Here is a 24,974-nt window from a genome sequence, read left to right as displayed (position 1 = left end):
TCTTTGGCTGGATCATGGCTTACCGAAGGAGAAACATGTTATGCACTACATAACCCCGGATCTTTGCGACACCTATCCTGACGTGCTGGTGTTGGAGCCGATGTTCAGTAATTTTGGTGGCCATGATTCCTTCGGCGGCCAGATCGTCACCGTCAAATGCTTTGAAGACAATTCCGTGGTCAAGGAGCAGGTTGCTCTCGACGGACACGGCAAGGTCATGGTGGTTGATGGTGGTGGCTCCATGCGCCGTGCACTGCTGGGCGACATGCTCGCAGAGCAGGCGGCCAAGAACGGCTGGGAAGGTATTATCGTCTATGGCTGCGTGCGCGACGTTGACGTTCTGGCTCAGACACCGCTGGGCATCCAGGCGCTGGCAAGTCATCCCATGAAAACAGATAAGCGCGGTATAGGTGATTTGAATGTTGCGGTCACCTTTGCCGGGGTGACCTTCCGGCCCGGTGAGTACGTGTATGCCGATAACAATGGCATTATCGTATCCCCCAACGCACTGCAGATGCCTGACTGAGTTGATGACCCGCTTTTTTTAGCGGGTTTCTTCCTTCGCTTCTCAACTATGCCCGCCAGTGACAGGTATGCCAGAGGTACACATGGAAGATCCGATCGAGCAACGTCTGCGTGAACTGATGCAAGGGAATCAGGCAGAGGATTGCGAAAGTGTTGATGACGCTCGAATGGAGCGGGTGCTGCACAGGGTACACGTCCGCAGTGGTGTATTTGATCTCCTGGGCCTCTTTGCCAACTGGGGTTGGGTGATTTCAGAGGGCGGCTCCCGCGGCTTGCGGCATGCGCGTCCTGCCCGGCGCGGCACGAGTGCTTCCTCCGACTCTTCAAATAATCAGAGTACCTAGTATGCAACTTGATACCTGGGGCCAGAGCTTTATGGCCAGCATGGCGGCACTGTGGGGGAATATCGCGGCTTTTATTCCCAATCTGCTAGCAGCGCTGCTGATTGTGCTGCTTGGATTTATCGTGGCGAAACTGGTCGACGCATTGCTCAGCAAAGGGCTGGCTCGACTTGGCCTGGACCGGTTGATGAGTGGTGCGGGTGTTACCAAGTTGCTGAGCAGGGTCGGTATTGTCATGCCGGTCTCGGCGCTGGTAGGCAAGATTCTCTACTGGTTCATCGTTTTGATGTTCGTGGTTTCTGCCTCGGAGACCCTGGGTCTGGCCAGGGTCTCCTCTACGCTGGATGCCTTTACTCTCTATCTCCCCAAGGTATTTGGTGCAGCTCTCATTCTGTTGGCTGGCCTGCTGCTGTCGCACCTTGTCAATGGCCTGGTACGGGGTGCTGCTCAGGGTATAGGGATCGACTACGCAAACGGTCTGGGAAGACTTGCCCAGGGCCTGCTTCTGATTATCACTGTTTCTCTGGCGATTGGTCAGCTGCAAATAGAAACCCAATTGCTTAATATGGTCATCGCCATTGTGCTGATTTCCTTCGGGTTTGCCGCAGCACTTGCCCTTGGTCTGGGTAGCCGCTCGGTGGTCAGCCAGATCATCGCCGGCATTTATGTCCGGGAGCTCTACCAGGTAGGCGATCGGATCAGCATGGAGGGGCTCGAGGGCGTAGTGGAGGAGATTGGCACCGTCAAGACTCAGGTCATGGATGATGACGGTCAGTTGGTATCTGTCTCAAACCGCACCTTGATTGAGCAGCGGGTTGCGCGCTGACAATTTCCACAAACCCACCAAATCACTCACCGTGGTGAAAGCGTATTTTGACCAGTCAAAATAAGACGGCGCGCTACAATCCGCTCGAGCTCACGGATGAGGAGCTGGTTGAGCGAGCGAACCGGGAACTTTTCCATACTACTGTTGCCTATGAGGAACTGATGCGCCGTTACCAGCGCACGTTGTTCAACGTGTGTGCCCGTTATCTGGGCAATGAGCGTGACGCTGATGATGTTTGTCAGGAGGTTATGCTCAAGGTGTTGCATGGATTGCGTCAGTTTGAGGGAAAAGCAAAGTTCAAAACCTGGCTTTACAGTATTACGTATAACGAGTGCATCACGCAGTATCGCAAGGAAAAGCGCAAGCGTCGGTTGCTCGATGCGCTGAGTCTGGATCCGCAGGAAGAAGAAAGCCCGGAGCTGGATGCAGTGCAGGTGACCGACCGGATCAGTCTGGATCGCTGGCTGGTGCATGTTAATCAGGTGGATCGCGAGATACTTGTTTTGCGTTTTGTAGCCGAATTGGAGTTTCAGGACATAGCGGACATCATGCGGATGGGGCTAAGTGCAACTAAGATGCGATACAAAAGAGCATTAGAGAAACTCAGATCACACCTTGATAATCCTTTTTGAACGGTTTTTATTTGCTTTTCATTATTTCTGTTATACTCCAGCGTGAGTTTTACGCAAGTTAACGTCCTAAACGGATTGATGGGGATTTACTAATGAAATTGAAAAACACTCTGGGTATCGTTGTTAGTGCCGCGATCGCTGCTTCTGCCATGCCTGTCATGGCTCAGAGCGCCGGTTCAGTTGAAGTGGAAGCGTTCGCCAAGCGCTACTTCACAGGTAGCTACCGTGACATGAGCGACGGCACTCTGGTGGGCGGCGGCATTGGTACGTTCCTCACCGATGATGTTTTGTTGAACGTTAACCTGGGTACTTACCGTGACAGCCTCGAGTCTGACGTTACCGGTGAAGATATCGACGGCCGTCTGATGACTCTGGAAGCTGTTTACCACTTCGGTGAAGGCGCTATCCGTCCTTACCTCTCCGGTGGTCTGGGTCACCAGGAACTGGACGGCGTTGGTGGTAGCTTCGACGATCGCACCACCATGGCACTGGTCGGTGCTGGCGTGAAAAACTACCTCAGCGAAAACTTCTACGTGAAAGCTGGCGTTGATGGCATGTACGCCATCGACACCAGCGAAGTTGAGTGGATGGCTGGCGTTGGCATGGGTCTGAACTTCGGTGGTGCACCGGCTCCTGTTGCCCAGGCACCTGCTCCGGCACCTGCACCTGCTCCGGCTCCACAGCCTGCGCCTGAGATGCAGAACGTTCGCGTTGAGCTGGACGTCAAGTTCGATTTCGACAAGGCGAGCATCCGTCCTGAGTACCGTAACGACATCAACAGCCTGGCTGAATTCATGAAGACCTATCCTTCGGTTACTACTACCGTTGAAGGTCACACTGACTCGGTCGGTTCCGATGCTTACAACAAGGGTCTGTCCGAGCGTCGCGCTGCTTCAGTACGTCAAGCTCTGATCAACGAAGGTGTTGAGGCTTCACGCATCAACTCCGTTGGCTACGGTGAAGAGCGTCCAATCGCTGACAACTCTACTGACGAAGGTCGTCAGATGAACCGTCGCGTTGAAGCTGACGTCGAAACTCAGGTTGAAGTTCGCTAAGAACTCAATCTGTAGTACAAAAAAACCCGGCTTCGGCCGGGTTTTTTTATGTTTGAGCTGGCGACAAAATCGCTTTTAGATGTAATTGACGCCGGGGAAGCGCAGGCGGAAGTCTTCCGGCATGTGTGCGACCTTTGACGTGGTGAAGTCGTAGAACACAAAGCCGGACTTGGCAAGGGCAACCAGTTCGCCGCCTATCGCCTTGGTGATGCGGAAAATGATATCTCCACCGTATTTGTTCAGATCCATCATGCCTACCTCAAATATCAGCGCATCCCTGGCGAAAGCCTCGCGTTTGTAGGTTGTTGCAAGGTCTGTGACGATGATGCCGGTATCCATATCACTGACTTCTTCGATGCCGAACTGGTACAGGAAGCGTGCCCGGGCTTCGGAGATCATCGATACCATCGAGTCGTTGGCCAGATGTTTGCCGGCATTTATGTCGGTGATGCGTACCGTCAGTTGAGTGGTAAAGTAAAACTGATTGTCTGGGAATTCAAGTTCAAGACGTGCCATGCGGAGAGAACCTTTAACGTCGGGGAGGGCTGAAGCAAAAATCAGCGCGCATTGTACTCAAGATGTTGTGGTCGAGACACCCGAAGCAGACGTGTGGCAATAAAAAAGGCCACCCGAGGGTGGCCTTTCTCCAAACACCTGGACCGAAGTCCAATCAGATGGTTATCAACCGAACTGATTCATGGTGTTGTCTTTGCCGCCAGCCTTCAGAGCCGCTTCGCCAGCGAAGTACTCTTTATGGTTGTCACCAATGTCGGAGCCAGCCATGTTCTGGTGCTTGACGCAGGCGATGCCCTGACGCAGTTCCTGGCGCTGAACGCCTTTCACGTATGCCAGCATGCCTTGATCTGCGAAGTACCCTTTGGCCAGGTTGTCGGTAGACAGCGCAGCGGTGTGGTAAGTGGGCAGAGTGATCAGGTGGTGGAAGATACCTGCTTCACGTGAACCGTCAGCCTGGAAGGTGCGGATCTTCTCGTCAGCGATCTGAGCCAGTTCGGTTTCGTCATACTCGACGCTCATCAGCTTGGCGCGATCGTATGCGGAAACGTCCTTGCCTTCTTCAGCCATGGCATCGAATACCTGCTGACGGAAGTTCAGGGTCCAGTTGAAGGACGGGCTGTTGTTGTAAACCAGTTTGGCAGTCGGGATCACTTCGCGGATGCGGTTAACCATCTTGGCGATCTGGCCAACGTGAGGCTTTTCGGTCTCGATCCACAGCAGGTCGGCGCCATGCTGCAGGGAGGTGATGCAGTCGAGAACAACACGGTCTTCGCCAGTGCCGGCGCGGAACTGGAACAGGTTGCTTGGCAGGCGCTTGGGACGCAGCAGCTTGCCATCACGGTTCAGAACGACGTCGCCGTTCTTCATGTCGGCAGCAGAAACTTCTTCGCAATCCAGGAAGGAGTTGTACTGGTCACCCAGGTCGCCCGGCTCCTTGGTTACTGCGATCTGCTTGGTCAGGCCTGCACCCAGCGAATCGGTACGAGCAACGATGACGCCGTCATCAACGCCAAGCTCAAGGAACGCGTAACGCACAGCGTTGATCTTGGCCAGAAAATCTTCATGGGGAACAGTTACCTTGCCGTCCTGGTGACCGCACTGCTTCTCGTCGGAAACCTGGTTCTCGATCTGGATGCAGCAAGCACCAGCTTCGATCATTTTCTTGGCCAGCAGGTATGTGGCTTCGGGATTACCGAAACCGGCGTCGATGTCGGCGATGATCGGCACAACGTGAGTTTCGAAGTTGTCGATCTTGGTCTGAATTTCAGCTTCTTTGGACTTGTCGCCAGCATCGCGGGCGGCGTCCAGATCCATGAACAGCAGGTCCAGTTCACGTGCATCAGCCTGGCGCAGGAAGGTGTACAGCTCTTCGATCAGGCCGGAAACAGCAGTCTTTTCGTGCATGGACTGGTCAGGCAGCGGGCCAAAGTCGGAACGCAGGGCGGCAACCATCCAGCCAGACAGATACAGATAACGCTTATTAGTGGTCTTCAGGTGCTTCTTGATCGAGATCAGCTTCTGCTGCCCGATGAAGCCGTGCCAGCAACCCAGTGATTGGGTGTAGACGGAAGTGTCGGCGTCGTACTCGGCCATGTCCTTGCGCATGATGGCGGCAGTGTACTTGGCGATTTCCAGGCCGGTCTTGAAGCGGTTCTGGGCGCGCATGCGAGCCACGGATTCTGGGTTGATAGCGCTCCAGCTGTTACCGGCAGTTTCTTTCAGCGCGGCTACGGCCTTGATGTCGTTTTGATAAGCTGACATGGTCAATCCTTCAAAGTTTGCGTTTGGTTGAGCACGAATATTCCACCCAAAACCCACATGCTAAAGGTCGTGCATGGGCGGTGCACCGCTGCGCGTCTGAACAGGACTGAAAGAAATGAACCATGAGGAGGGGTATGAGCAGGTGAACGATTGCAGCTGCTATCGCGAACGTGGTCGCGTTTGCCAGGAGAAAAGGATGTATTCCCAGGGCAGAGCAGTGGTATTTCAATCATTCAGACTGACGCTAAATCGCTTCCCCGTCCCTCAGGACAACTTCGTTCCAGTCGCAACCTCGTCGAACTGCCTTGTGGGCTGTTGAGACACTGACCGATCCGATGGTTAGGGATGCGGTCCGGAGAAATCCTTTCGGAATCTCTGGCTAGCGGGAGCGACGCAATGATGCGACTTGGTTGGCAATAAGTCAATCGCGTGTAGTGATTTTTTCGACCAACTACACGAACTTGAGGTAGGTTTGAAGCCTGTTACAGACGCTCGACCATCAACCGGATGCTGCTGTCATTCTGGTTGCGGGTGGTGGTGCGTCGGCCGATATCTTTGTCGTTGCTGCGCGCAGTGTCGCCCAGGCCCCCAATACTGATCCATTCCCCGACGCGTCCGGAGACCACGGTATCAGCCTGTTGAACGTCTACGATGCGCTTGTCATTCGGGTTAAGGCGATCATTATTGGCACTAAGGATTACTGTAGCCTGATCGCCATTGAGTCTTACCGTGGCATAAAAACCCTGCGTCACGTTGCGGTACTGGGTTTGCTGGACGACCCGTCCATATACATCCGTAGCAGTGCTGGTCAGAGGAACGCTCTGACCCGACTGTATAAGCACCGGATAACCCTCACTCGCCGTTAGACGACGGATTCCATCATTCTGACCCCGTGTCTCACGGCGAATGATGCGTGTCTGATTACTGCCGTCACCTACAACGATATCGCCCGCTGCGGTTTCAACACGGCTGTTAATCTGGAAGCCACGATCGCCGCTCAATGCGCTGCCGCTGTTGGCTACGCTTATTCTGATTTGCGCTGGCTTGCGATCCAGGTTGGCGAGCAGGGTGCGTATCTCTTCCAGCCGCTCTGGTTCGGCGCGCACAATCAGCTGATTGCCATAGGCAGACACGCGCTCGTCTTCGCCGAGCATGGGCTGAATGGCCGGGATCATGCTGTCGGCCATGCTGTACCCAAGGCTGAATATCTCGGTTTGTGGCGCCGCCTGCAACGGGCCAGACGCTGCCAGAGCGAGAAGGAGCGCAGCTGCTTGTTGCCATTTTGGCATTTTCATAACAGAAATCTCCTGATAGCAGAATCACTCTGGCTGCTGGCCCATAAATCTTCGAAGGTACCCTGCCAGCGTCTGACCTGGTCTGGACTGTTATACCGGATGAAGCCCTCGCGGCGAATCGATCGCGGCAGCATCAGGACCCCGCTGTCATCCACAAGCATATAGACCTGTGGTCCCTTGAGGCGTTCAGGATGCTGTTTGCGAATCTGCAGCAAGCTGGGGAATCTGTGCATCAGGTTGACCAGAGAGTGGCCTTGGAGGAAAGGTTTGGTAGCTTCATGCAACAGAATCTGAACGCGGGCCTTGGGTTGACGAGCCACCAACTGCTCGACCGCGTCGATAACCTCGCGCCTGTTGAATAGCCACACGGCCTGATCGGCGGCATAGATGAATACACGGCGGCGGGCCTGTGCAAGCATCCAGAGCAGATGGTCCTGTGTCTGCTGCTCGTCTATTTCTATAAGGTCGCGATGCTCCCCCAGTTGCCAGGTCAGATTCAACTCGCGCGTGACGGCCGCAGCCTCTTGCGGGTTGTGAATACTGAAACGCCCTGGGGAGACGAACTCAATGGGCGGCATGTCGTTGCAGGGGTTGTCGCGACGCATGGCATAGTGCGCAATACCTGCTTCCAGATATTCCGCGGAACAGACCTGAAAGCCCAGCCGCCGATAGAACTCAAGCGCATAGCTCTGCGCCGAGAGCAGCAGGGTATGCATTCCGAGCGCCTGGGCGTGCTCCATGACGGCGAGCATGAGTGTCTCGCCCAGATTGCGGCCACGCCACTCTTGCAGGATGGCAACCCGGCCGATATGACCGTCATCAAGTAGTCTTGCCGTGCCGACAGGCTCCTGATCACAGGTGAGAAGAAAATGAGTGGCAACGGGATCGTCCGAATCCCATTCAAGCGATTCGGGGATCTGCTGTTCAATAATGAAAACGGCCCTGCGAATATCACGCAGGGCCTCGGTGGTGTGCCAGTCAACTACCTGAACTTCAATCTCATTCATCATCTCCCTCCAGCAGGAGGTCCCCTTTAGTCAATAGCTGCTCCAGCAGGGTCCATGCCTCCTCGTCAGCCTGCCAGCCAAGCAGGGTTTCGCTATCAAAATAGTCGTTGTTACAGACTAGTTGAACAAGAGGCAACAGGGTAGCTGGCAACAGACAGTGTTCACCGCTGGCAAACAGCAGCAGGTGATCATCTGCTTCCAGACGGTAGGCCAGCCGGGCGCTGGGGTTTCGCATCAGTCCATAACCATTGCGGAGTTCCTCCAGCAGAGTGCCGGCCGGTAGCTCCTGTGGCTGGATCAGCTCTGGGTAGCGTGGCTCAGTCATGTGCCTGCCGAACCAGGCGGCCAAAGCGGACTTGTCGTTGACCAACTCAAGGACAATGTTCTTGAGTCGTTCGATGCTTTGATCATCTATGGCGGCCGGGTCGGCGACGGGTGTGGCATCTGGATCGCCATAGCGTTGGCTGTCACCCAGATACTGACCCAGAAAGTCAGTGAAATGCAGCAATATGTCCTGGTGGCTGGGCGCCCGGAAGCCGACGGAGCAGGTCATGCACTCATCCTCGGCTATTCCGTAATGAGCTACGCCAGGCGGAATATAGAGCATGTCGCCTGGCTCCAGTACATACTCCTGCAGCTCCTGGAAGTCACTGAGAATGCGTAGATCGGGATGGTCGAGCAAGGGGCTCTGATCATCGCAGTTCTGGCCGATCTTCCACCGGCGGCGGCCATGGCTTTGCAGCAGGAAAACGTCGTAGTTGTCGTAATGCGGCCCTACACTGCCACCAGGGGCCGCATAGCTGATCATGACGTCATCCAGGCGCCAGGTCGGCAGGAAAATGAACGCTTTCATCAGCTCTGCCACTTCCGGCACAAACTGGTCCACAGCCTGGACCAGCAGAGTCCAGTTCTGCTCGGGCAGGGTCTTGAAGTCGTCTTCGCTGAATGGGCCGCGGCGGAGTTCCCAGGGGGTGGCGCCCTGGGTCAGCACAATTCTGGATTCGACCTCTTCTTCCAGAGCCAGCCCGGCCAGCTCATCGGGCGAAAGGGGGTTGTCCAGCTCTACAAAGGCCTGACGAATGAGCAGGGGTTTTTTCTGCCAGTATTCGCGCAGAAAAACGTCCGGGCTTATGCCGCCCAGCAGGGCGGTAGGGTGCGGCAGAGACATGGGTCAGACCTTGTTGAGTGATTGAAGCCGTCAGATCCGTTTCGCCTGAGCGATAGCACTGCCGATATAGTTGGCAGGCGTAAGGGCTTTCAGGTCAGTCTTGGCTTGTTCCGGTATTTCCAGTGTATCGACGAATTCCTGCAGCGCCTGGGGTGTAATGCCTTTGCCGCGCGTCAGTTCCTTGAGTTTCTCATAGGCATCCGGCACGGCATAACGGCGCATGACGGTCTGAATAGGCTCGGCAAGTACTTCCCATGTGGCATCCAGATCATCAGCAATACGTTGAGCATTTAGCTCCAACTTGCTGATTCCCTTGAGAGTTGATTCATAGGCGATCAAGCTATGGGCAAAACCAACACCCAGGTTACGCAGCACAGTGGAGTCGGTCAGGTCGCGCTGCCAGCGGGAGATAGGAAGTTTGCTGGCCAGGTGCTGAAGAATGGCGTTGGCGATCCCCAGGTTACCTTCGGAATTCTCGAAATCGATCGGGTTGACTTTGTGCGGCATGGTGGAAGAGCCAATCTCGCCGGCAATGGTTTTCTGTTTGAAATATCCCAGGGAAATATAGCCCCAGATATCACGGTCGAAATCAATCAGAATGGTGTTGAAGCGCGCGGTGGCATCATAGAGCTCGGCGATGTAATCATGCGGCTCGATCTGAGTGGTGTAGGGGTTGAAGTCCAGTCCCAGGGTTTCTTCCACGAAGCTCTGGGCGTTGGCTTCCCAGTCAATCTCCGGATAAGCCGACAGGTGGGCGTTGTAGTTCCCTACGGCGCCGTTGATCTTGCCCAGCAGGGGGACGGCCGCGATCTGCTTGATCTGACGCTCAAGACGGTAGACCACGTTTGCCAGTTCCTTGCCCATGGTTGTGGGCGAGGCAGGTTGGCCGTGGGTGCGCGACAGCAGGGGCACGTCGGCGTGGGCTACAGCGAGGGTGCGGATCTCGTCCGCAATGCGCTGCATCAACGGAAGCATCACGTCATCGCGACCGGCGCGGAGCATCAGCGCGTGGGACAGATTGTTGATGTCCTCGGAGGTGCAGGCAAAGTGGATGAATTCATTCACTGCCTTGAGCTCGGGCAGGCTTTCCACTTGTTCCTTGAGCAGATACTCAACGGCCTTCACGTCGTGATTTGTCGTGCGCTCGATTTCCTTGATGCGCTCGGCATGTTCAGGCTGAAAATCGTCGACCAGCTTATTGAGCAGGGCGTTTGCTTCATCCGAAAAGGGACCGATCTCGGGGATCTGCGGATGGGCCGCCAGGCATTGTAGCCACCTCACCTCGACCTGAACGCGAAAACGGATCAGACCATATTCGCTGAAAATAGGGCGCAGGCTGGCTGTCTTGCTGCCGTAACGGCCATCAACCGGGGATACGGCGGTCAGGGAGGAGAGTTGCATAGGTTTTCTCGTCAAAAGATGGGGCGGAAAAACGCCAGATGATACACCAGATCAGCCGGCTTTGGCCCGGGTGCCGGGCAGGAAGATGCTGATCATGGTTGAGGCAAATATGAGAGCGGCGCCAATCCAGGAAGAAAGACCGGGCATCTCACCCCAGAGGAACCAGGCGAAAATGCCGGAAAAGACAATCGCCAGATAGCTCAGGGGCCCGATTTTTCCGGGCGGTGCGAGGCTGTAGGCACGTGACATCAGTAGCTGACTGACAGTGGCCACCAGGCCAATTGCCACCAGCATGCCCAGCTGTCTGGAGTCCAGGGGTTGCCAGGCCCAGAGCAAAGGAATGGCTGACAACAAAGAGGAGAACAGGGCGAAATAGAATACGATCCGGGTGGCCGGCTCGGTATTGCTCATTGCGCGGATGGATACAAAGGCACAGGCCGCGAGCAAGCTGGCTCCCACGCCGGCAAGAGCGTTGGGGTCGAACAGCGCTCCCGAGGGTTTGGCGACCAGCAACACGCCGGCAAAGCCCAGCAGAACCATGAAGATCATGCGTAAAGTCAGTGATTCGCGAAGCCACCACCAGGCCAGGAGTGGTGTGAATACCGGCGCGGCGTAGGTGAACAGCATCGCGTCGGCCAGGGGCAGGTGGGCGATTGCATAGAAAAAGCAGTACATGGCGCCCAGGCCGAAGAAAGTACGCAGAAAGTGGCTGCGCAGGTGGTGGGTACGGAAGGGGCCGAAGCCCTTGACCAGTATCATTGGCAGAAAGAACAGCACGCCGAGCAGATTGCGAAAGAACACCACGTTTTCATTATTTACCGTGGTTGATACTTCGCGTATGAGGATACCCATCAGCGCAAACATAAGCGCTGAGCACGCCAGCAGAATCGCACCTTTGCGTGGCTGGTCAAGCCTGACCAGCTCAACCATTGAGTACCGACCGGGTGGCTTCCAGTAGTTTCTTGCGGGCGATGAGCAACTGCCAACGATGCCCCCCGAGCTGCCGCCACAACCTGGCAGAGCGGATTCCCGCAAGAAGCAGGGCCCGGATCCGGTTGGCAATATCCGGCTGCTGCAGGTAGCGCATATCACCATGCACCTGAATGCGTAGCCGCAGTGTGCTGAGGGTGTCCTGGTAAATACTTCCGAGCGAGGCTGCAACGTTGTCGTGCATGATGCCGAAATGTTCAACCTGTGAGTTGGCCTGCTCAAGTCGTTGACCGAGCACGCTGAGCATGTCGTCGCGTTTGCTCAATTGCCGTTCCAGGGTCAGAAGATTCATGCTGTAACGCAAGGCATCGCGTTGCAGGGACGCGGTATCACGCTCAAGCATGGCTTGCAGGGCCTGGATACCACGGCGGATGTCGTGGTGAGATCCGCCGTAGACTGCGATGACGTCATCAGGGGAGCGATTGAGGATGCTGCCCAGAAGGCAGGTGACCGGGCCTTCGCTGACCTGACCGGTGCGCGCCAGTTTGTCCACCTGAATGGCTGCTTCAAAAATCGCACCAAGGGCTATTACCTGCTCTTCGGCGTTGGTCATGCTGCGTCCTTATCAAATGCCGGAACGGCGGTTTCGATCACGCCACCACCCAGGCAGACATCGCCCTGATAAAGCACCACGGATTGTCCCGGAGTCACGGCGCGCTGAGGTTCATCGAAACGAATCAGGTAGCCGTCGGTTGTCCGCTCGAGTGTGCAGTCCTGGTCGGGCTGGCGATAGCGGACCTTGGCAGTCAGGCGCAACGGCGCGGATACCTCGAGTTCATTGACCCAGTAGATGGCCGAGCAGCCCAGCGCGCTGGAAAACAGGCGAGGGTGATCATTCCCCTGGCCGACCACCAGCACATTGCGCTGCAGATCCTTGTCCAGAACGTACCAGGGGTCATCGCTCGCGCCCTGCAGACCGCCGATACCCAGACCCTGACGCTGCCCTATGGTGTGATACATCAGGCCGTGGTGTCTGCCGATAACCTTACCTTCGGTGGTTTCTATATCACCGGGCTGGGCCGGAAGGTATTGTTTGAGAAAGTCGCTGAACCGACGCTCGCCGATGAAACAGATACCGGTGGAGTCCTTCTTGCGTGCGGTTGCCAGTTCGTACTTTTCGGCGATACGCCGCACCTCGGGCTTTTCCAGTTCACCTACCGGAAAGAGTGTGCGCGTGATCTGTTCGGCACCGACCGCGTGCAGGAAGTAGCTCTGATCCTTGTTGGTATCCAGGCCACGCAACAGCACAGTCTGGCCGTTCTGTTCGTCACGACGCACATAATGGCCGGTGGCAATAAGGTCTGCGCCGAGCATCAGGGCGTAATCGAGAAACGCCTTGAACTTGATTTCCCGGTTACAGAGGATGTCGGGGTTGGGTGTGCGGCCAGCCTTGTATTCCTCCAGAAAATGCTCGAATACGTTGTCCCAGTACTCAGCGGCAAAATTGGCGGTATGCAATTTGATGCCCAGGCGATCACTGACGGCCTGGGCATCATCCAGGTCCTCGCGGGCGGTGCAGTATTCGGTGCCGTCGTCTTCATCCCAGTTTTTCATGAACAGGCCTTCAACCTGGTAGCCTTGCTCAAGCAAAAGGGCTGCAGAGACGGATGAATCCACACCTCCAGACATACCGACGATCACGCGGGTCTGGGCAGGTGATTTGCTAGCTGAGATAGTCATCTTAACGAAATAGGTCCAGTGAATGATGAGGCTTGGTGATGTAGTCGACTATACAGTCCAATACTAGGGGGCTGCGCAGGTCCGCGCTGCGTGCGCGCACCTCGTCCAGCGTCATCCAGAGTGCACGAACAATTCCCTCGTCCAGCTCCATCTCGGGATGTTCCTCCAGCAACTGACCCGCAAAGCAGCTGCGTTGATAACAGATGCCATTGGCGGCCTTGAATAGATAGATACCCAGCACGCTGGTAATCTCGACAGTGCAGCCGGTTTCTTCGAGAACTTCGCGCCTGGCAGCGTTAATAAGACTTTCGTCTTCTTCCAGATGACCGGCTGGCTGGTTTAAAACTAGCCGCCCGTCACGGTGTTCCTCTACCATCAGAAATCGGCCTTGATTCTCGATTATGGTGGCAACAGTCACGTGGGGTATGAAACGCATGTAGGGCTCCTGAGCAGGGTGCATAGGTTAGCCTATATCTACAGCAGAGGTGAAACACACTACCCGTCCGATGGTATGAGCTGACTGGATTTGGTGGTAAAAAAGACTAGGATTCCTGAACACGGACAAGTAGTGGCTATGTAGTGACACTACATAATAGGCCGGACATTGCCGACAGGTTGGTAAAAGGGCGTAAAGAGTGTTTCCAGATAATGAAGAACTCGCCTATCCACCGAAAAGGGCGTGACTTTTTGTAGGAAAACTACAACAATGTGCGCCATCAGTACTACCGTATTCTCTGATCTCGGGTTACCCCGCGGGATCATTCATGACAACGACAACTTAACGGAGTCAACAATGGGATACCAAAAGATCCAGGTGCCGGCTAGCGGCGACAAAATTTCCGTAAACGCCGACCAGTCCCTCAACGTGCCAGACAACCCGATTATTCCTTACATCGAGGGAGACGGGATCGGCGTCGATATTTCACCAGTGATGATGAAGGTAGTCGACGCAGCAGTTGAGAAGGCCTATAACGGCAAGCGCAAGATCTCCTGGATGGAGGTTTTTGCTGGTGAGAAAGCTACTCAGGTCTATGATCAGGATACCTGGCTGCCGGAAGAGACCCTGCATGCAGTAAAGGATTATGTTGTTTCTATCAAAGGCCCCCTTACTACTCCGGTAGGTGGCGGGATCCGCTCCCTGAACGTTGCCCTGCGTCAGCAGCTTGACCTGTATGTGTGTCAGCGTCCGGTTCGCTGGTTTACCGGCGTACCTAGCCCCGTGAAGAAGCCGGGCGACGTCGACATGGTCATCTTCCGTGAAAACTCCGAAGACATCTATGCAGGCGTTGAATTCAAGGCCGGCACCCCTGAAGCCAAGAAGGTGATCAAGTTCCTGCAGGAAGAGATGGGCGTAACCAAGATCCGCTTCAGCGACATGTGCGGTATTGGCGTAAAGCCGGTTTCCGAGGAAGGCACCAAACGGCTGGTACAGAAAGCACTGCAGTACGCCGTAGACAATGACCGCAAGTCAGTAACGATCGTGCACAAGGGCAACATCATGAAGTTCACCGAAGGTGCCTTCAAGGAATGGGGCTACGAAGTGGCTCGTGACGAGTTCGGTGCCGAATTGCTTGATGGCGGTCCCTGGATGCAATTCAAGAACCCGAAAACTGGCCGCAATATCGTAGTCAAGGACGTGATCGCCGATGCGATGCTGCAGCAGATCCTGCTGCGTCCGGCTGACTACGATGTGATCGCCACCCTGAACCTGAACGGCGACTACCTGTCCGACGCGCTTGCTGCAGAAGTTGGCGGTATTGGTATCGCTCCGGGTGCAAACCTGTCTGACACCGTGGCCATGTTCGAAGCTACCCACGGCACTGCGCCCAAGTATGCTGGTCAGGACAAGGTAAACCCCGGTTCACTGATCCTGTCTGCCGAGATGATGTTGCGCCACATGGGCTGGATTGAAGCTGCTGACCTGATCATCAAGGGCACAGAAGGCGCAATCGCCAACAAGACGGTTACTTATGACTTCGAGCGTTTGATGGACGGCGCTACGCTGCGTTCGTGCTCCGAGTTTGGTGACGACATGATTGCCAGCATGGGCTGAAATACCCAGGCAGTGCAATAATGACAAGGCCGGCTAATGCCGGCCTTGTTGTTTCTGCTTTCTGGCCTCCAAGGGGAGTCAGTGTTGCGCGGCATGTGCCTCTTCTGTTCTGCTTTCACTCTCGGGACGAATACCGGGCTCCGCCACCTCATGTGACTGAATATTGACCGCATGCAGCCCCTTGGGGCCCTGAATAATCTCGAACCGAACGGGTTGCCCGGCCTTCAAAGTCCGGTAACCGTCCATCTGAATTGCTGAGTAATGAGCAAAGAGGTCTTCATCCCGGCCTTCGGCTATAATGAAGCCAAACCCTTTGGCGTTATTGAACCATTTCACCTTGCCGTATTGCATGCCACATCCCTCGTGCTGCCCCAGGTTGGGGGTTTTGTGTTCGCGGTGTTGAGCTGCTTGGCGCTGTAGTGGTAACAGATGACCGCCGTGCAATGCTCGTTTACACTTTTTAACACTGAATCAAAGTAAGTCAAGTCAGCCTCTGGCAAGCTGAGTAGTAGCTCACAGTTTGTCACCGGGCTTTTATCCAATAGCCTGTAATCAGCGATGTTTCTCATGTTTGCAATGACCAATTATCAACTAACCTTGAACCAGAGACCGGACGATCCAGAACACGAGGATGACTCCGGTCTGGCGGTGGAGACCAGCAAGCCGGAGCTCAAACCGCCTTCACGCTACCAGGTCGTCATGATGAATGATGACTACACCCCGATGGATTTTGTCGTAGAAGTGCTTGAAACATTTTTCTCTCTTAACCGAGAGGCAGCTACACAGATCATGTTGAGGGTCCATACTGAAGGAAAGGCGGTCTGTGGGGTCTTTACCCGCGATATCGCGGAGACCAAAGCCGCACAGGTCAATGAATATGCCAGGGAATGCCAGCACCCGTTGATATGTCAGATTGAACGGGAAGCGTAACAAAGCGGCCACGGCCGCATGATGAGGTGGCACCATGCTCAATAGAGATCTCGAGATCACCTTGAATCTGGCGTTCAAGGAAGCGCGCAACAAGCGGCATGAGTTCATGACCGTAGAGCACTTGTTGCTCGCGTTGCTGGATAATCACGCCGCCATAGATGTTTTGCGGGCCTGCGGTGCCGATATCGAGCGCCTGCGCCGGGAGTTGGTCGAATTCATCGACTCCACCACGCCGCTGATCCCGAAACAGGATCATGAACGTGAAACCCAACCCACGCTTGGCTTTCAGCGCGTTTTGCAACGGGCGGTTTTCCATGTTCAAAGTTCCGGAAAGGGTGAAGTCAGTGGCGCTAACGTGTTGGTCGCTATTTTCAGCGAGCAGGAAAGCCAGGCGGTTTTCTTTCTCAAGCAGCAGCAGATTGCCAGGATCGACATAGTCAACTTCATCTCCCATGGGATCTCCAAAGTGGGCGGGGAAGCTGATCAGGTTCCGCCGGACAGCGAGAGTATTGATGACGAGGGGGGCGAGACGGTTGGCAATACCAATCCCCTCGATGCGTACGCCACTAACCTTAATGAGCAGGCACGGCTGGGGCGGATTGATCCATTGGTAGGACGCGCCCACGAAGTGGAACGTGTCGCGCAGATTCTGGTCCGCCGCCGCAAGAACAACCCGCTGCTGGTAGGCGAAGCCGGCGTGGGTAAAACCGCCATTGCCGAGGGTCTTGCCAAGCGTATCGTTGATGGTGAGGTGCCCGATATTCTCTCTGAAGCGGTTGTCTACTCGCTGGACTTGGGCGCGCTGTTGGCGGGGACCAAATATCGGGGGGACTTCGAGAAGCGCTTCAAGGCACTTCTGAAGGCGCTCAAGAAGCGGCCGCAAGCCATTCTTTTCATTGATGAAATCCATACGATTATCGGTGCTGGTGCTGCCTCGGGCGGTGTCATGGATGCCTCGAATCTGCTCAAACCGCTGCTGACATCCGGCGAAATGCGCTGTATAGGTTCAACGACCTATCAGGAGTTCCGCGGTATCTTCGAGAAGGATCGGGCATTGGCACGGCGTTTCCAGAAAGTGGATGTGATCGAACCCTCTGTGGAAGATACCATTCAGATTCTCAAGGGCCTGAAAAGCCGTTTCGAGGACCACCACGGCATTGGTTATACCGATGAAGCGCTCAGATCTGCTGCGGAACTCGCTTCACGTTATATCAACGACAGACATATGCCGGACAAGGCCATCGACGTGATTGACGAGGCGGGCGCTTATCAGCGGCTAAAGCCTGTTTCGGAGCGTCCGGCTGTGATCGACGTGGCAGAGGTGGAAGCCATCGTTGCCAAGATCGCGCGTATTCCTCCCAAGCATGTCTCTTCCAGTGACAAGGAGCTACTGAAGAATCTGGAACGCGACCTGAAGCTAGTGGTTTTCGGCCAGGATGAGGCCATCGATTCGCTGGCTTCAGCCATCAAGCTGTCTCGTGCCGGGCTTAAATCCGCTGACAAGCCGGTGGGATCCTTCCTGTTTTCGGGTCCAACGGGTGTTGGCAAGACAGAAGTTACCAGGCAACTGGCAAAGAGTCTTGGCGTCGAGTTGCTGCGTTTTGACATGTCCGAGTACATGGAACGGCACACGGTATCGCGTCTCATCGGTGCCCCTCCGGGCTACGTGGGATTCGATCAGGGTGGTCTGCTGACAGAGGCCGTGACCAAGAATCCTCACTGTGTACTCTTGCTCGACGAAATCGAGAAGGCACATCCTGAGGTTTTCAACCTGCTGCTGCAGGTAATGGATCACGGCACCCTGACGGACAACAATGGGCGTAAGGCGGATTTCCGCAATGTGATCATCGTGTTGACTACCAATGCCGGGGCGGAATCGATGGCTCGTGCTTCAATTGGTTTTACTCAGCAGGATCACAGTACCGATGCCTCCGAAGTGATCAAGAAAACCTTCACGCCGGAGTTCCGTAACCGCCTGGACACCATTATCCAGTTCGGACGTCTTACCCATGACAGCATCAAGTTCGTCGTCGACAAGTTTCTTACCGAGCTACAAGCCCAGTTGGAAGATAAGCATGTTCTTCTGGAGGTCGATGAAAGGGCTCGAGACTGGCTTGCCGAACATGGCTATGACCCATTGATGGGAGCTCGCCCTATGGCGCGGCTAATTCAGGACAAGATCAAACGGCCTCTGGCCGAGGCGATCCTGTTCGGGGAATTGGCAGATCATGGCGGTACCGTCAACATCAGCTGCAGGGACAACGAGTTGGTGCTCGACGTGCTTGAGGAGGAAATGGCCTGAGCGCCTAATTTCGAGTAGCTGGTTGTTCAGGTTAAAGAAGGCCCCGCTAAAGCGGGGCCTTTCTGTTTTCGTATTGGTAGTCAGTCCTTGAAATCGGCCCAGACCGGAGCGTGATCAGATGGCTTTTCCATCCCCCGTATATCGTAATCAACGCCAGCATCCACACAGTGTTCGATCAGGTTCCTGCTTGCCATGATCAGATCTATACGCAGTCCGCGCTTTGGATCAGCCTCGAATCCGCGGCTGCGGTAGTCGAACCAGCTGAAACGATCGTCTACGTTCGGGTTCAGGTGGCGAAATGTATCAATCAGCCCCCAGTCCTTCAGTTTTTTCAGCCATTCACGCTCTTCTGGCAGGAAGCTGCACTTACCTGTGCGCAACCAACGTTTGGCGTTATCCGCCCCTATGCCAATGTCGATATCTTCAGGGGATATATTTATGTCGCCCATCACCACGACACGCTGATCCGGAGTGAATTGCTGCTCCAGATGGGCCTGCAGATCGGCGTAAAAGCGCGTCTTGGCAGGGAACTTTAGCGGGTGATCGCGGCTCTCACCCTGAGGGAAATAACCGTTGAAGATGACCGTCTGCTCACCATTCTTACTCATTATGGCGGCGCTTATCATGCGCTTTTGCGCGTCCTCACCGTCCCCCGGAAAGCCCTTGTTCACCCACAGGGGCTTTTCCCGGGTCATCAGGGCAACGCCATAGTGGCCTTTCTGGCCATGGAAATGAACGTGATATCCAAGGGAAGCAACGTCATCGAGGGGAAACATGGAATCGTCGACCTTGGTTTCCTGTAAGCCGATCACATCAGGCGCATGTCGTTCGACTATTTCCTTCAGTTGATGAGGTCTGGCTCTTAGCCCGTTGATATTGAAGGAAACGAATTTCATTGCTCATCCTGTTCAGGTTGGACCGGGTGCCGGTCTGTAAGAAGATGTATCTTGTGCCGGACATGGGTAGCCAGCATGTTAGCATCACTTTTGGCCTATTTGTCGCTGGAAAAACTACATGCTTCGTCCGTTACTGCTGATTTTGCTGACCTTTTTTTCCATGGCAGCGCATGCCGGCCTCGAAGTGAATGTCGAGCCGGAAAATGAGCAGGTAGAAGACAATATTCAAGCCTTTGTCGGTGAAGTGGAAGCTTCCACAAGGCGCGAGATGGAGCGACTAGCCGGGCACAGCAAGGAGCAGGCGATTGATGCCGCGCAGGCGTTGGGGTATTACCAGGCCGAGATCACCCATCGAATAACGGGCAACCGGACTGACCCGGTCCTGGTGCTGGAAGTGCAGCTGGGTGAGCCTGTCCGACTCAGGGAAGTGGATATTCGCGTCGAAGGGGCCGGCATGGGAACCGAACCTTTTGATCTGCAAGGGGCCCAGAGAGGGCGGTTGCAACCGGGCGACGTGTTGCACCATGGTCACTACGAAGCGATCAAGAGTTACATGGCTAATCAGGCCCTGCGCTTTGGCTATTTTTCGGGCCAATTCAGCCAGCAGCGCCTGCTGGTCAACATCGAAGACAACGTCGCCGATATCACGCTGGTCTACCAGACTGGCGAGCGCTTCCGTTTGGGCGACGTTGTCTTTTCCGAAACTCCCTTCGACGACAACCTGCTGCAGCGTATGGTGGATTTTCGGACCGGTGCGCCATACGACGCCGACCTTCTTGCCAAACTGAATCGAGATCTGCTTGCCAGCGGATACTTTGAGAATGTCCTGGTTTCAGCGCCGGCCTCACGGGCCGAGGAAGGGCTTATCCCGGTTGAGGTGCAGATTGCTGAACGTAAGCCGCATTCCCTCGGGCTGGGCGCGGGTTATTCAACCGACGTGGGTGCACGAGGGCGCATCAGCTGGACCGAGCATTGGGTCAATGCCCGTGGCCACAAACGTGGAGCGGAACTCGAGCTTTCCCTGCCCCGACAAGCGTTAACCGGTTATTACCAGATTCCGCTGACACACCCCCAAACCAATTCAGTGCGCTTTTTTGGTGGATGGCAGAACGAAGATATAGATGATATCGAGAGCCAGAGCTTCACCGTCGGGGCGCAGCATGAAAAGCTGCTGGACAGTGGATGGGAGCGGATCGCCGGTCTGCGTCTGGAGCATGAACGCTTTAGCCTGGGTAATGACTCCGGACAGAGCACACTCCTTATCCCGGGGGTGTCTTTCCAGCGCACAAAAAGCGTCGGTGGAATTGATCCAAGTCGGGGCTACAGTCTGATGCTGGACCTGCAAGGAGCAAAGAAAGGGGTAGTGTCGGATGTCGACTTCGCTCGTGTCTTTACCACAGCCAAAGGCCTGTATACGTTTGAGGAAAACCACCGGTTTCTAGCCAGGGTCGGTCTGGGCGCGGTATATACCGATGATTTTGAACAGATCCCACCCTCGCTACGTTTTTTTGCCGGCGGCGATCAGTCGGTGCGAGGCTATGACTATCGTAGCCTGTCGCCGACCGATGATTCCGGCGAGCGAGTCGGAGGCCGGTTTTTGCTCGATAGCAGTCTCGAGTATCAATACGAATTCATTCCCAAGTGGCGTGCGGCTACCTTTGTAGACCATGGCAACGCCATGGACTCCCTCGCTGCGGCTCGCAAGACCAGTGTCGGCGTGGGTATTCGCTGGGTATCTCCGGTAGGTCCTATTCGGGTGGATCTCGCTCAGTCCATCAGTGACTCGGATGAGGGCTTCCGTATCCACTTTTCCATGGGGCCGGAACTATGATGCTGTTCGTCCTCAAGGTACTGTTCAGAGGCTTGCTGGTACTGCTGCTCATCCCTTTGCTGTTGGCCTTGTTGCTTATGAACGAGTCAGTCAATCGCTGGCTGTTCGAGCGTATACAGGGGCTTGAACCCCGACTGGAACTTGGGCTTGAGGAGGGGCAGCTGTGGCGGGGCTGGGATTTCGATCGCATAGTCTGGCGTGACCAGGGGATCGAGGTTGTGGTTGAGGATGTCCGCTTTGCCTGGTCGCCCGAATGTCTTTTTGGTGCGCGTTTTTGCGTCGATGAACTGGATGTGGCCAGCATCCAGATGACGACGCAGCCAACGGATGAGGAGCAGGTGGAGCGTACCCAGATCACGCTGCCGGATATCCGGTTGCCGGTTGGCGTTCAGATCGAGCAGCTCCGTGTCGGTAGTTTGTACGTCAACTCCAATGAACCTCTACTGACCAATATCGAGCTGGCAGCGCATCTGCGTGACTCCGAACTGGTCATTCATCGCTTTACCGGCACAGGTCCCGATCTTGACTGGCAAATGAACGGCGACATCCGGCTGGTCAATGGTTGGCCACTGAAGATCCATGCACTGCTGAACCTGCCCCCGGTCGATCAACAGCCCTGGGCGCTTGATCTGCGTCTGGGCGGAAGTGTTACTGAACTGGATGTCGAAGCTGCCAGCAAAGGCTTCCTGGAAGGACGCCTGAGCGCACAGCTGCAACCCCTCGACCCGCAGATGCCGGCTACCCTCGCGTGGCGGGGCGATCGTTTTGTTGTACCTGTGGAATTGCCCAGAGAGCTTGTTATCCGCCAGTCGTCACTGGACGCGCAGGGCAATATGGAGGAGGGGTATCGAATTACCGGCGGTGCCATCCTGCCTGGTGAGGGCGGCGACATAGAGCTTGATCTGGCTACCATCATCAACATGACAGGAATGGAAGATCTGATGTTGGCGCTGTCCGTCGTCGAGCAGCCAACTCGCCGTGTGGCGCTGACCGGTAGCGCCAGTTGGGAAGAACAGCTTGTTGGGGAGGTCGAGCTCGATCTGGCTCAGTTTCCGTGGCAGTGGCTATATCCGCAGGAAACCGGTGAAATTCAACTCGAGCAGCTATCGATTGACGCCACTCTGCGTGACATGCAGGGCCAGGGCAATCTGCACGCACAACTATCTGGTGTGGCCGGGCAGAATGTCGATCTGAGCATGGCCGTATCCGGAAACCCGGACGAAATACGTGTGGCTTCGGCTGAGATGATCACCGAGGCTGGCTCCGCCACTGCAACCGGCATCTTGCAGTTGGTCAATGGCCTGGCATGGGATGCCCGTATGGTGCTCGAAGGTATCGACCCTGGCGCCTTCGTAGACGATCTTCCAGGGGACCTGAACGGAACGGTTGCCACTACCGGCAGCCTGGTGAACGAGCAACTTGAGCTGGATGCCGAATGGGCGCTGGAAGGCACATTACGGGCCAGACCCCTGGAACTGACTGGCTCGGTGAGCAAGGGAGAGGATTCCTGGGTGCTGGAGGATCTGCTCTTTCGCCAGGGCCGCAATAGCGTTACGGGTAGCGGGCGAATCAGCGACAACATCGACGCCCGGTTAAATGTGCGGATGCCTGAGCTGGCTACGCTCTGGCCGGGACTTGGCGGTGCACTCAATGGTGATATCAACACCAGCGGGCGGCAGACAGCGCCAATAATTGATGCTGACCTGCGTGGCGAGCGTCTGGCTTATGAAGGGTCACGCATTGCGGACCTGACGCTGAAAGGCAAGGTGACTCTGTCCGAGGCGATGCCTGGTGATCTGACTCTGACCGCCCTGAAGATTCGCAGCGGCGACACCCGAATTGGCGATCTGTCACTGACCTTAAAGGGCAACCGTGCGGCCCATCGACTTGCAGTCGAGCTGGAAAACGGTATCGCCGGTATTGATGCCGAATTACGGGGCGCATTGAGTGATGATCGTTGGCAGGGACTGCTCAGCAGTGCCGACATCGAATATGGTGTGCTGGACTGGCAGCTGGTTGACGCAGCCAGGTTGACATACCGGCTTGACCCCGCTCAGTTACGCATTGCCGAGCACTGCTGGCGGCATGCGCAAGCGCGACTGTGTTTCAACGGGGAGCAACGCCTGTTGCCCGATCGCCAGCTCGATGTTGCGTTGACCGATTTTTCCCTGTCTTCGCTCGAGGATCTGCTTCCCGAGGGCTTTGCCTGGAACGCGGACCTCAATGCCAATCTCGAACTCAAGCAGGCGGTGGGCGGGGAACCTGTCGTTGACTTGAGCTTGCGTAGTGTCGACGGCATGGTGGCGATTACTGAAGCGGAACAGACTCTGGCGTTTCCCTACGATCTTCTGGATATCAACACCCAGATGCGAGCTGGCATCGCTCGCAGTCGTATCCAGTTGGCCAGCGAAGGCTTCGGGACGCTGGATATCCAGGCAGATGTAGATGATCCGGTAGGCGAGCAGATTCTCACCGGTCAGTACAATATCGAAGGCCTTAAACTGAATATCCTGAGGCCTTTCCTGCCTCAGGTAGACACCCTGCGTGGTGAATTGAGTGGCAGCGGCAGGCTTGCCGGAGCCTTGCGTCAACCGGAGATAGTCGGAAGGCTGCAACTGGTCGAAGGACATGTCAGCGGGCCCGAGCTGCCCGTGAGCCTGGAGGAGCTTGAAGTCGAGATTGATATCAATGGCCAGCGAGCTGTGGTGGATGGCCAGTGGACCAGTGGCGATGAGGGCGAGGGGAGTCTCACTGGCTCCATCACCTGGGCTCCGGAACTTGATCTTGATCTGGCCTTGAAGGGCAGTCGGCTACCAGTCATTGTGGAACCCTACGCCGACCTGCGTGTCAGCCCGGATCTGCAGGTAACGCTGGCTGACAACAAGCTGCGAGTCAGGGGCGAGATAGCAGTCCCTGAGGGTGATATTACTGTACGTGAATTGCCCGAACAGGCGGTGAGGCTGTCTCCGGACGTGGTTATTGTCGGTGAAGAACCTGAAGATCAAGCTCCACCGCTGGACATCGACGCACGAATACAACTGGCAGTGGGTGATCAGCTGCGCTTTTCGGCCTTCGGCCTGAGCGGGCGTCTGAGCGGGCGCATCATGGTCGAAGAAGATATGAATGCGACCGGCGATCTGAATATTCTGGATGGCCGTTTCCGGCGCTATGGTCAGCGGCTCAGCCTGCGCCGGGCACAAATTCTGTTTGCCGGTCCGATTTCACAGCCCTTTCTTAACATTGAAGCCATTCGGCGCGTTGACGACGTCGTCGCCGGTTTGCGCCTGACCGGGCGTGCCGAGGCGCCGCAGACCGAAGTCTTCTCCGAACCAGGCATGCCCCAGGAGCAAGCCCTGGCCTATTTGATTCTGGGTCGCCCCCTGGGAGCAGATGGCGGCGACAGCAACCTGGTAGGTCAGGCAGCCTTGGCTCTGGGCATGGCCGGTGGCGCCCCGCTTGCCAAGAATCTGGCCAATACACTTGGCATAGAGGATTTTCAGCTGGAAACCGAGGGCTCAGGTATTTCGACACAAGTTGTCGCAGCGGGCTACATTACGGAAAAGCTCAGCCTGCGTTATGGTGTCGGGGTGTTCGATCAGGCGAATCAGTTGGCTATACGCTATGATCTGACTCGCAGGTTATATCTTGAGGCGGTGAGCGGCTTTGCCAGTTCGCTGGATTTCTTCTACCGTATCGATTTCTAGGGCCGCCACGGCGGATGTCGGGCGGTCATTTGCCATGCAGGTTCTGCATGGTTTCCACAAG

At 55.7% G+C, this 24,974-nt stretch carries 22 protein-coding genes; 10 read left to right on the top strand and 12 right to left on the bottom strand.

The features are described from left to right. The first annotated feature begins 40 nt into the window (after window positions 1-40). The 5 genes from rraA to IEV54_RS11250 all read left to right on the top strand — a co-directional run bounded on the left by rraA (window position 41) and on the right by IEV54_RS11250 (window position 3,379). Window positions 41-526 (top strand): ribonuclease E activity regulator RraA, encoded by a 486-nt coding sequence (rraA, locus tag IEV54_RS11270; RefSeq protein WP_150276906.1) that lies wholly within the window; start codon window positions 41-43, stop codon window positions 524-526. Window positions 527-593: 67 nt separating this feature from the next. After that, window positions 594-869 carry a hypothetical protein gene (locus IEV54_RS11265; protein WP_150276907.1) on the top strand — a complete coding sequence of 92 codons (276 nt, stop codon included), beginning with the start codon at window positions 594-596 and terminating at the stop codon, window positions 867-869. 1 nt (window position 870) lies between these two features. After that, window positions 871-1,692, top strand: a complete 822-nt coding sequence (locus IEV54_RS11260; protein WP_150276908.1) for a mechanosensitive ion channel family protein — start codon at window positions 871-873, stop codon at window positions 1,690-1,692. Between the two features lie 47 nt (window positions 1,693-1,739). Continuing rightward, window positions 1,740-2,324 carry an RNA polymerase sigma factor SigX gene (sigX, locus tag IEV54_RS11255; protein WP_373286445.1) on the top strand — a complete coding sequence of 195 codons (585 nt, stop codon included), beginning with the start codon at window positions 1,740-1,742 and terminating at the stop codon, window positions 2,322-2,324. A 92-nt stretch (window positions 2,325-2,416) separates the two neighbouring features. Further along, on the top strand, window positions 2,417-3,379 hold the full coding sequence (locus IEV54_RS11250) for an OmpA family protein (RefSeq protein ID WP_150276910.1): 963 nt from the start codon (window positions 2,417-2,419) through the stop codon (window positions 3,377-3,379). A 75-nt stretch (window positions 3,380-3,454) separates the two neighbouring features. On the opposite strand, the gene IEV54_RS11245 is transcribed toward IEV54_RS11250, so the two are convergent. The 10 genes from IEV54_RS11245 to IEV54_RS11200 form a co-directional block, all read right to left on the bottom strand. Further along, window positions 3,455-3,895 (bottom strand): acyl-CoA thioesterase, encoded by a 441-nt coding sequence (locus tag IEV54_RS11245; RefSeq protein ID WP_150276911.1) that lies wholly within the window; start codon window positions 3,893-3,895, stop codon window positions 3,455-3,457. A 165-nt stretch (window positions 3,896-4,060) separates the two neighbouring features. Next, the gene (locus tag IEV54_RS11240) at window positions 4,061-5,656 is read right to left on the bottom strand and encodes an isocitrate lyase (protein ID WP_150276912.1); all 1,596 of its coding nucleotides are present in this window, start codon (window positions 5,654-5,656) and stop codon (window positions 4,061-4,063) included. Window positions 5,657-6,138: 482 nt separating this feature from the next. Further along, window positions 6,139-6,951 (bottom strand): secretin N-terminal domain-containing protein, encoded by an 813-nt coding sequence (locus tag IEV54_RS11235; protein ID WP_150276913.1) that lies wholly within the window; start codon window positions 6,949-6,951, stop codon window positions 6,139-6,141. Next, a complete protein-coding gene (locus tag IEV54_RS17475; protein WP_150276915.1) occupies window positions 6,948-7,958 on the bottom strand; it encodes a GNAT family N-acetyltransferase in 1,011 nt (336 codons plus the stop codon). Before IEV54_RS17475 ends, IEV54_RS11235 begins: the two co-directional genes overlap by 4 nt. After that, window positions 7,951-9,126 carry a ribosomal protein uL16 3-hydroxylase gene (locus IEV54_RS11225; RefSeq protein WP_150276916.1) on the bottom strand — a complete coding sequence of 392 codons (1,176 nt, stop codon included), beginning with the start codon at window positions 9,124-9,126 and terminating at the stop codon, window positions 7,951-7,953. The genes IEV54_RS17475 and IEV54_RS11225 overlap by 8 nt, the downstream gene beginning before the upstream one ends. 30 nt (window positions 9,127-9,156) lie before the next feature. After that, on the bottom strand, window positions 9,157-10,527 hold the full coding sequence (gene purB / locus IEV54_RS11220) for an adenylosuccinate lyase (protein ID WP_150276917.1): 1,371 nt from the start codon (window positions 10,525-10,527) through the stop codon (window positions 9,157-9,159). Between the two features lie 51 nt (window positions 10,528-10,578). Further along, entirely contained in the window at window positions 10,579-11,457 is an 879-nt protein-coding gene (locus IEV54_RS11215) for a DMT family transporter (protein WP_150276918.1), read from the bottom strand. After that, window positions 11,450-12,070, bottom strand: coding sequence for a high frequency lysogenization protein HflD (hflD, locus tag IEV54_RS11210; protein WP_150276919.1), 621 nt, complete (start codon window positions 12,068-12,070; stop codon window positions 11,450-11,452). The genes IEV54_RS11215 and hflD overlap by 8 nt, the downstream gene beginning before the upstream one ends. Beyond that, window positions 12,067-13,197 carry a tRNA 2-thiouridine(34) synthase MnmA gene (mnmA, locus tag IEV54_RS11205; RefSeq protein WP_150276920.1) on the bottom strand — a complete coding sequence of 377 codons (1,131 nt, stop codon included), beginning with the start codon at window positions 13,195-13,197 and terminating at the stop codon, window positions 12,067-12,069. The genes hflD and mnmA overlap by 4 nt, the downstream gene beginning before the upstream one ends. Window position 13,198: 1 nt before the next feature. Next, window positions 13,199-13,633, bottom strand: a complete 435-nt coding sequence (locus IEV54_RS11200) for an NUDIX hydrolase (RefSeq protein ID WP_150276921.1) — start codon at window positions 13,631-13,633, stop codon at window positions 13,199-13,201. Between the two features lie 357 nt (window positions 13,634-13,990). On the opposite strand from IEV54_RS11200, the gene icd reads away from it, so the two are divergent. After that, on the top strand, window positions 13,991-15,250 hold the full coding sequence (gene icd, locus IEV54_RS11195; protein ID WP_150276922.1) for an NADP-dependent isocitrate dehydrogenase: 1,260 nt from the start codon (window positions 13,991-13,993) through the stop codon (window positions 15,248-15,250). Between the two features lie 78 nt (window positions 15,251-15,328). On the opposite strand, the gene cspD is transcribed toward icd, so the two are convergent. Beyond that, window positions 15,329-15,601 (bottom strand): cold shock domain-containing protein CspD, encoded by a 273-nt coding sequence (cspD, locus tag IEV54_RS11190; protein WP_150276923.1) that lies wholly within the window; start codon window positions 15,599-15,601, stop codon window positions 15,329-15,331. A 216-nt stretch (window positions 15,602-15,817) separates the two neighbouring features. Here cspD and clpS point away from each other — a divergent pair, with 216 nt between their 5' ends. Together clpS and clpA are read left to right on the top strand one after the other, a co-directional pair. Beyond that, on the top strand, window positions 15,818-16,180 hold the full coding sequence (gene clpS, locus IEV54_RS11185; protein WP_150276924.1) for an ATP-dependent Clp protease adapter ClpS: 363 nt from the start codon (window positions 15,818-15,820) through the stop codon (window positions 16,178-16,180). Between the two features lie 34 nt (window positions 16,181-16,214). Further along, a complete protein-coding gene (gene clpA, locus IEV54_RS11180; protein WP_150276925.1) occupies window positions 16,215-18,482 on the top strand; it encodes an ATP-dependent Clp protease ATP-binding subunit ClpA in 2,268 nt (755 codons plus the stop codon). A gap of 80 nt (window positions 18,483-18,562) precedes the next feature. On the opposite strand, the gene xthA is transcribed toward clpA, so the two are convergent. After that, window positions 18,563-19,378 (bottom strand): exodeoxyribonuclease III, encoded by an 816-nt coding sequence (gene xthA, locus IEV54_RS11175; protein ID WP_150276926.1) that lies wholly within the window; start codon window positions 19,376-19,378, stop codon window positions 18,563-18,565. Window positions 19,379-19,496: 118 nt separating this feature from the next. Between xthA and IEV54_RS11170 the strand changes: the two genes are divergently transcribed. Together IEV54_RS11170 and IEV54_RS11165 are read left to right on the top strand one after the other, a co-directional pair. Continuing rightward, window positions 19,497-21,209 (top strand): autotransporter assembly complex protein TamA, encoded by a 1,713-nt coding sequence (locus IEV54_RS11170; protein ID WP_150276927.1) that lies wholly within the window; start codon window positions 19,497-19,499, stop codon window positions 21,207-21,209. Then, the gene (locus IEV54_RS11165) at window positions 21,206-24,913 is read left to right on the top strand and encodes a translocation/assembly module TamB domain-containing protein (RefSeq protein WP_150276928.1); all 3,708 of its coding nucleotides are present in this window, start codon (window positions 21,206-21,208) and stop codon (window positions 24,911-24,913) included. Before IEV54_RS11170 ends, IEV54_RS11165 begins: the two co-directional genes overlap by 4 nt. Window positions 24,914-24,974: the final 61 nt, after the last annotated feature.

Source organism: Halopseudomonas salina, from assembly GCF_014637955.1.
GTDB classification, from domain to species: Bacteria; Pseudomonadota; Gammaproteobacteria; order Pseudomonadales; family Pseudomonadaceae; genus Halopseudomonas; species Halopseudomonas salina.
The sequence above is the reverse complement of the archived record's forward strand: the minus strand, read 5'-3'. Positions and strand labels throughout refer to the sequence as shown.

Coding starts and splice junctions, on each gene's coding strand:
- rraA (WP_150276906.1), top strand. CDS start 41: ATGCACTACATAACCCCGGATCTTTGCGACACCTATCCTGACGTGCTG.
- IEV54_RS11265 (WP_150276907.1), top strand. CDS start 594: ATGCCAGAGGTACACATGGAAGATCCGATCGAGCAACGTCTGCGTGAA.
- IEV54_RS11260 (WP_150276908.1), top strand. CDS start 871: ATGCAACTTGATACCTGGGGCCAGAGCTTTATGGCCAGCATGGCGGCA.
- IEV54_RS11250 (WP_150276910.1), top strand. CDS start 2,417: ATGAAATTGAAAAACACTCTGGGTATCGTTGTTAGTGCCGCGATCGCT.
- IEV54_RS11245 (WP_150276911.1), bottom strand. CDS start 3,895: ATGGCACGTCTTGAACTTGAATTCCCAGACAATCAGTTTTACTTTACC.
- IEV54_RS11240 (WP_150276912.1), bottom strand. CDS start 5,656: ATGTCAGCTTATCAAAACGACATCAAGGCCGTAGCCGCGCTGAAAGAA.
- IEV54_RS11235 (WP_150276913.1), bottom strand. CDS start 6,951: ATGAAAATGCCAAAATGGCAACAAGCAGCTGCGCTCCTTCTCGCTCTG.
- IEV54_RS17475 (WP_150276915.1), bottom strand. CDS start 7,958: ATGAATGAGATTGAAGTTCAGGTAGTTGACTGGCACACCACCGAGGCC.
- IEV54_RS11225 (WP_150276916.1), bottom strand. CDS start 9,126: ATGTCTCTGCCGCACCCTACCGCCCTGCTGGGCGGCATAAGCCCGGAC.
- purB (WP_150276917.1), bottom strand. CDS start 10,527: ATGCAACTCTCCTCCCTGACCGCCGTATCCCCGGTTGATGGCCGTTAC.
- IEV54_RS11215 (WP_150276918.1), bottom strand. CDS start 11,457: ATGGTTGAGCTGGTCAGGCTTGACCAGCCACGCAAAGGTGCGATTCTG.
- hflD (WP_150276919.1), bottom strand. CDS start 12,070: ATGACCAACGCCGAAGAGCAGGTAATAGCCCTTGGTGCGATTTTTGAA.
- mnmA (WP_150276920.1), bottom strand. CDS start 13,197: ATGACTATCTCAGCTAGCAAATCACCTGCCCAGACCCGCGTGATCGTC.
- IEV54_RS11200 (WP_150276921.1), bottom strand. CDS start 13,633: ATGCGTTTCATACCCCACGTGACTGTTGCCACCATAATCGAGAATCAA.
- icd (WP_150276922.1), top strand. CDS start 13,991: ATGGGATACCAAAAGATCCAGGTGCCGGCTAGCGGCGACAAAATTTCC.
- cspD (WP_150276923.1), bottom strand. CDS start 15,601: ATGCAATACGGCAAGGTGAAATGGTTCAATAACGCCAAAGGGTTTGGC.
- clpS (WP_150276924.1), top strand. CDS start 15,818: ATGTTTGCAATGACCAATTATCAACTAACCTTGAACCAGAGACCGGAC.
- clpA (WP_150276925.1), top strand. CDS start 16,215: ATGCTCAATAGAGATCTCGAGATCACCTTGAATCTGGCGTTCAAGGAA.
- xthA (WP_150276926.1), bottom strand. CDS start 19,378: ATGAAATTCGTTTCCTTCAATATCAACGGGCTAAGAGCCAGACCTCAT.
- IEV54_RS11170 (WP_150276927.1), top strand. CDS start 19,497: ATGCTTCGTCCGTTACTGCTGATTTTGCTGACCTTTTTTTCCATGGCA.
- IEV54_RS11165 (WP_150276928.1), top strand. CDS start 21,206: ATGATGCTGTTCGTCCTCAAGGTACTGTTCAGAGGCTTGCTGGTACTG.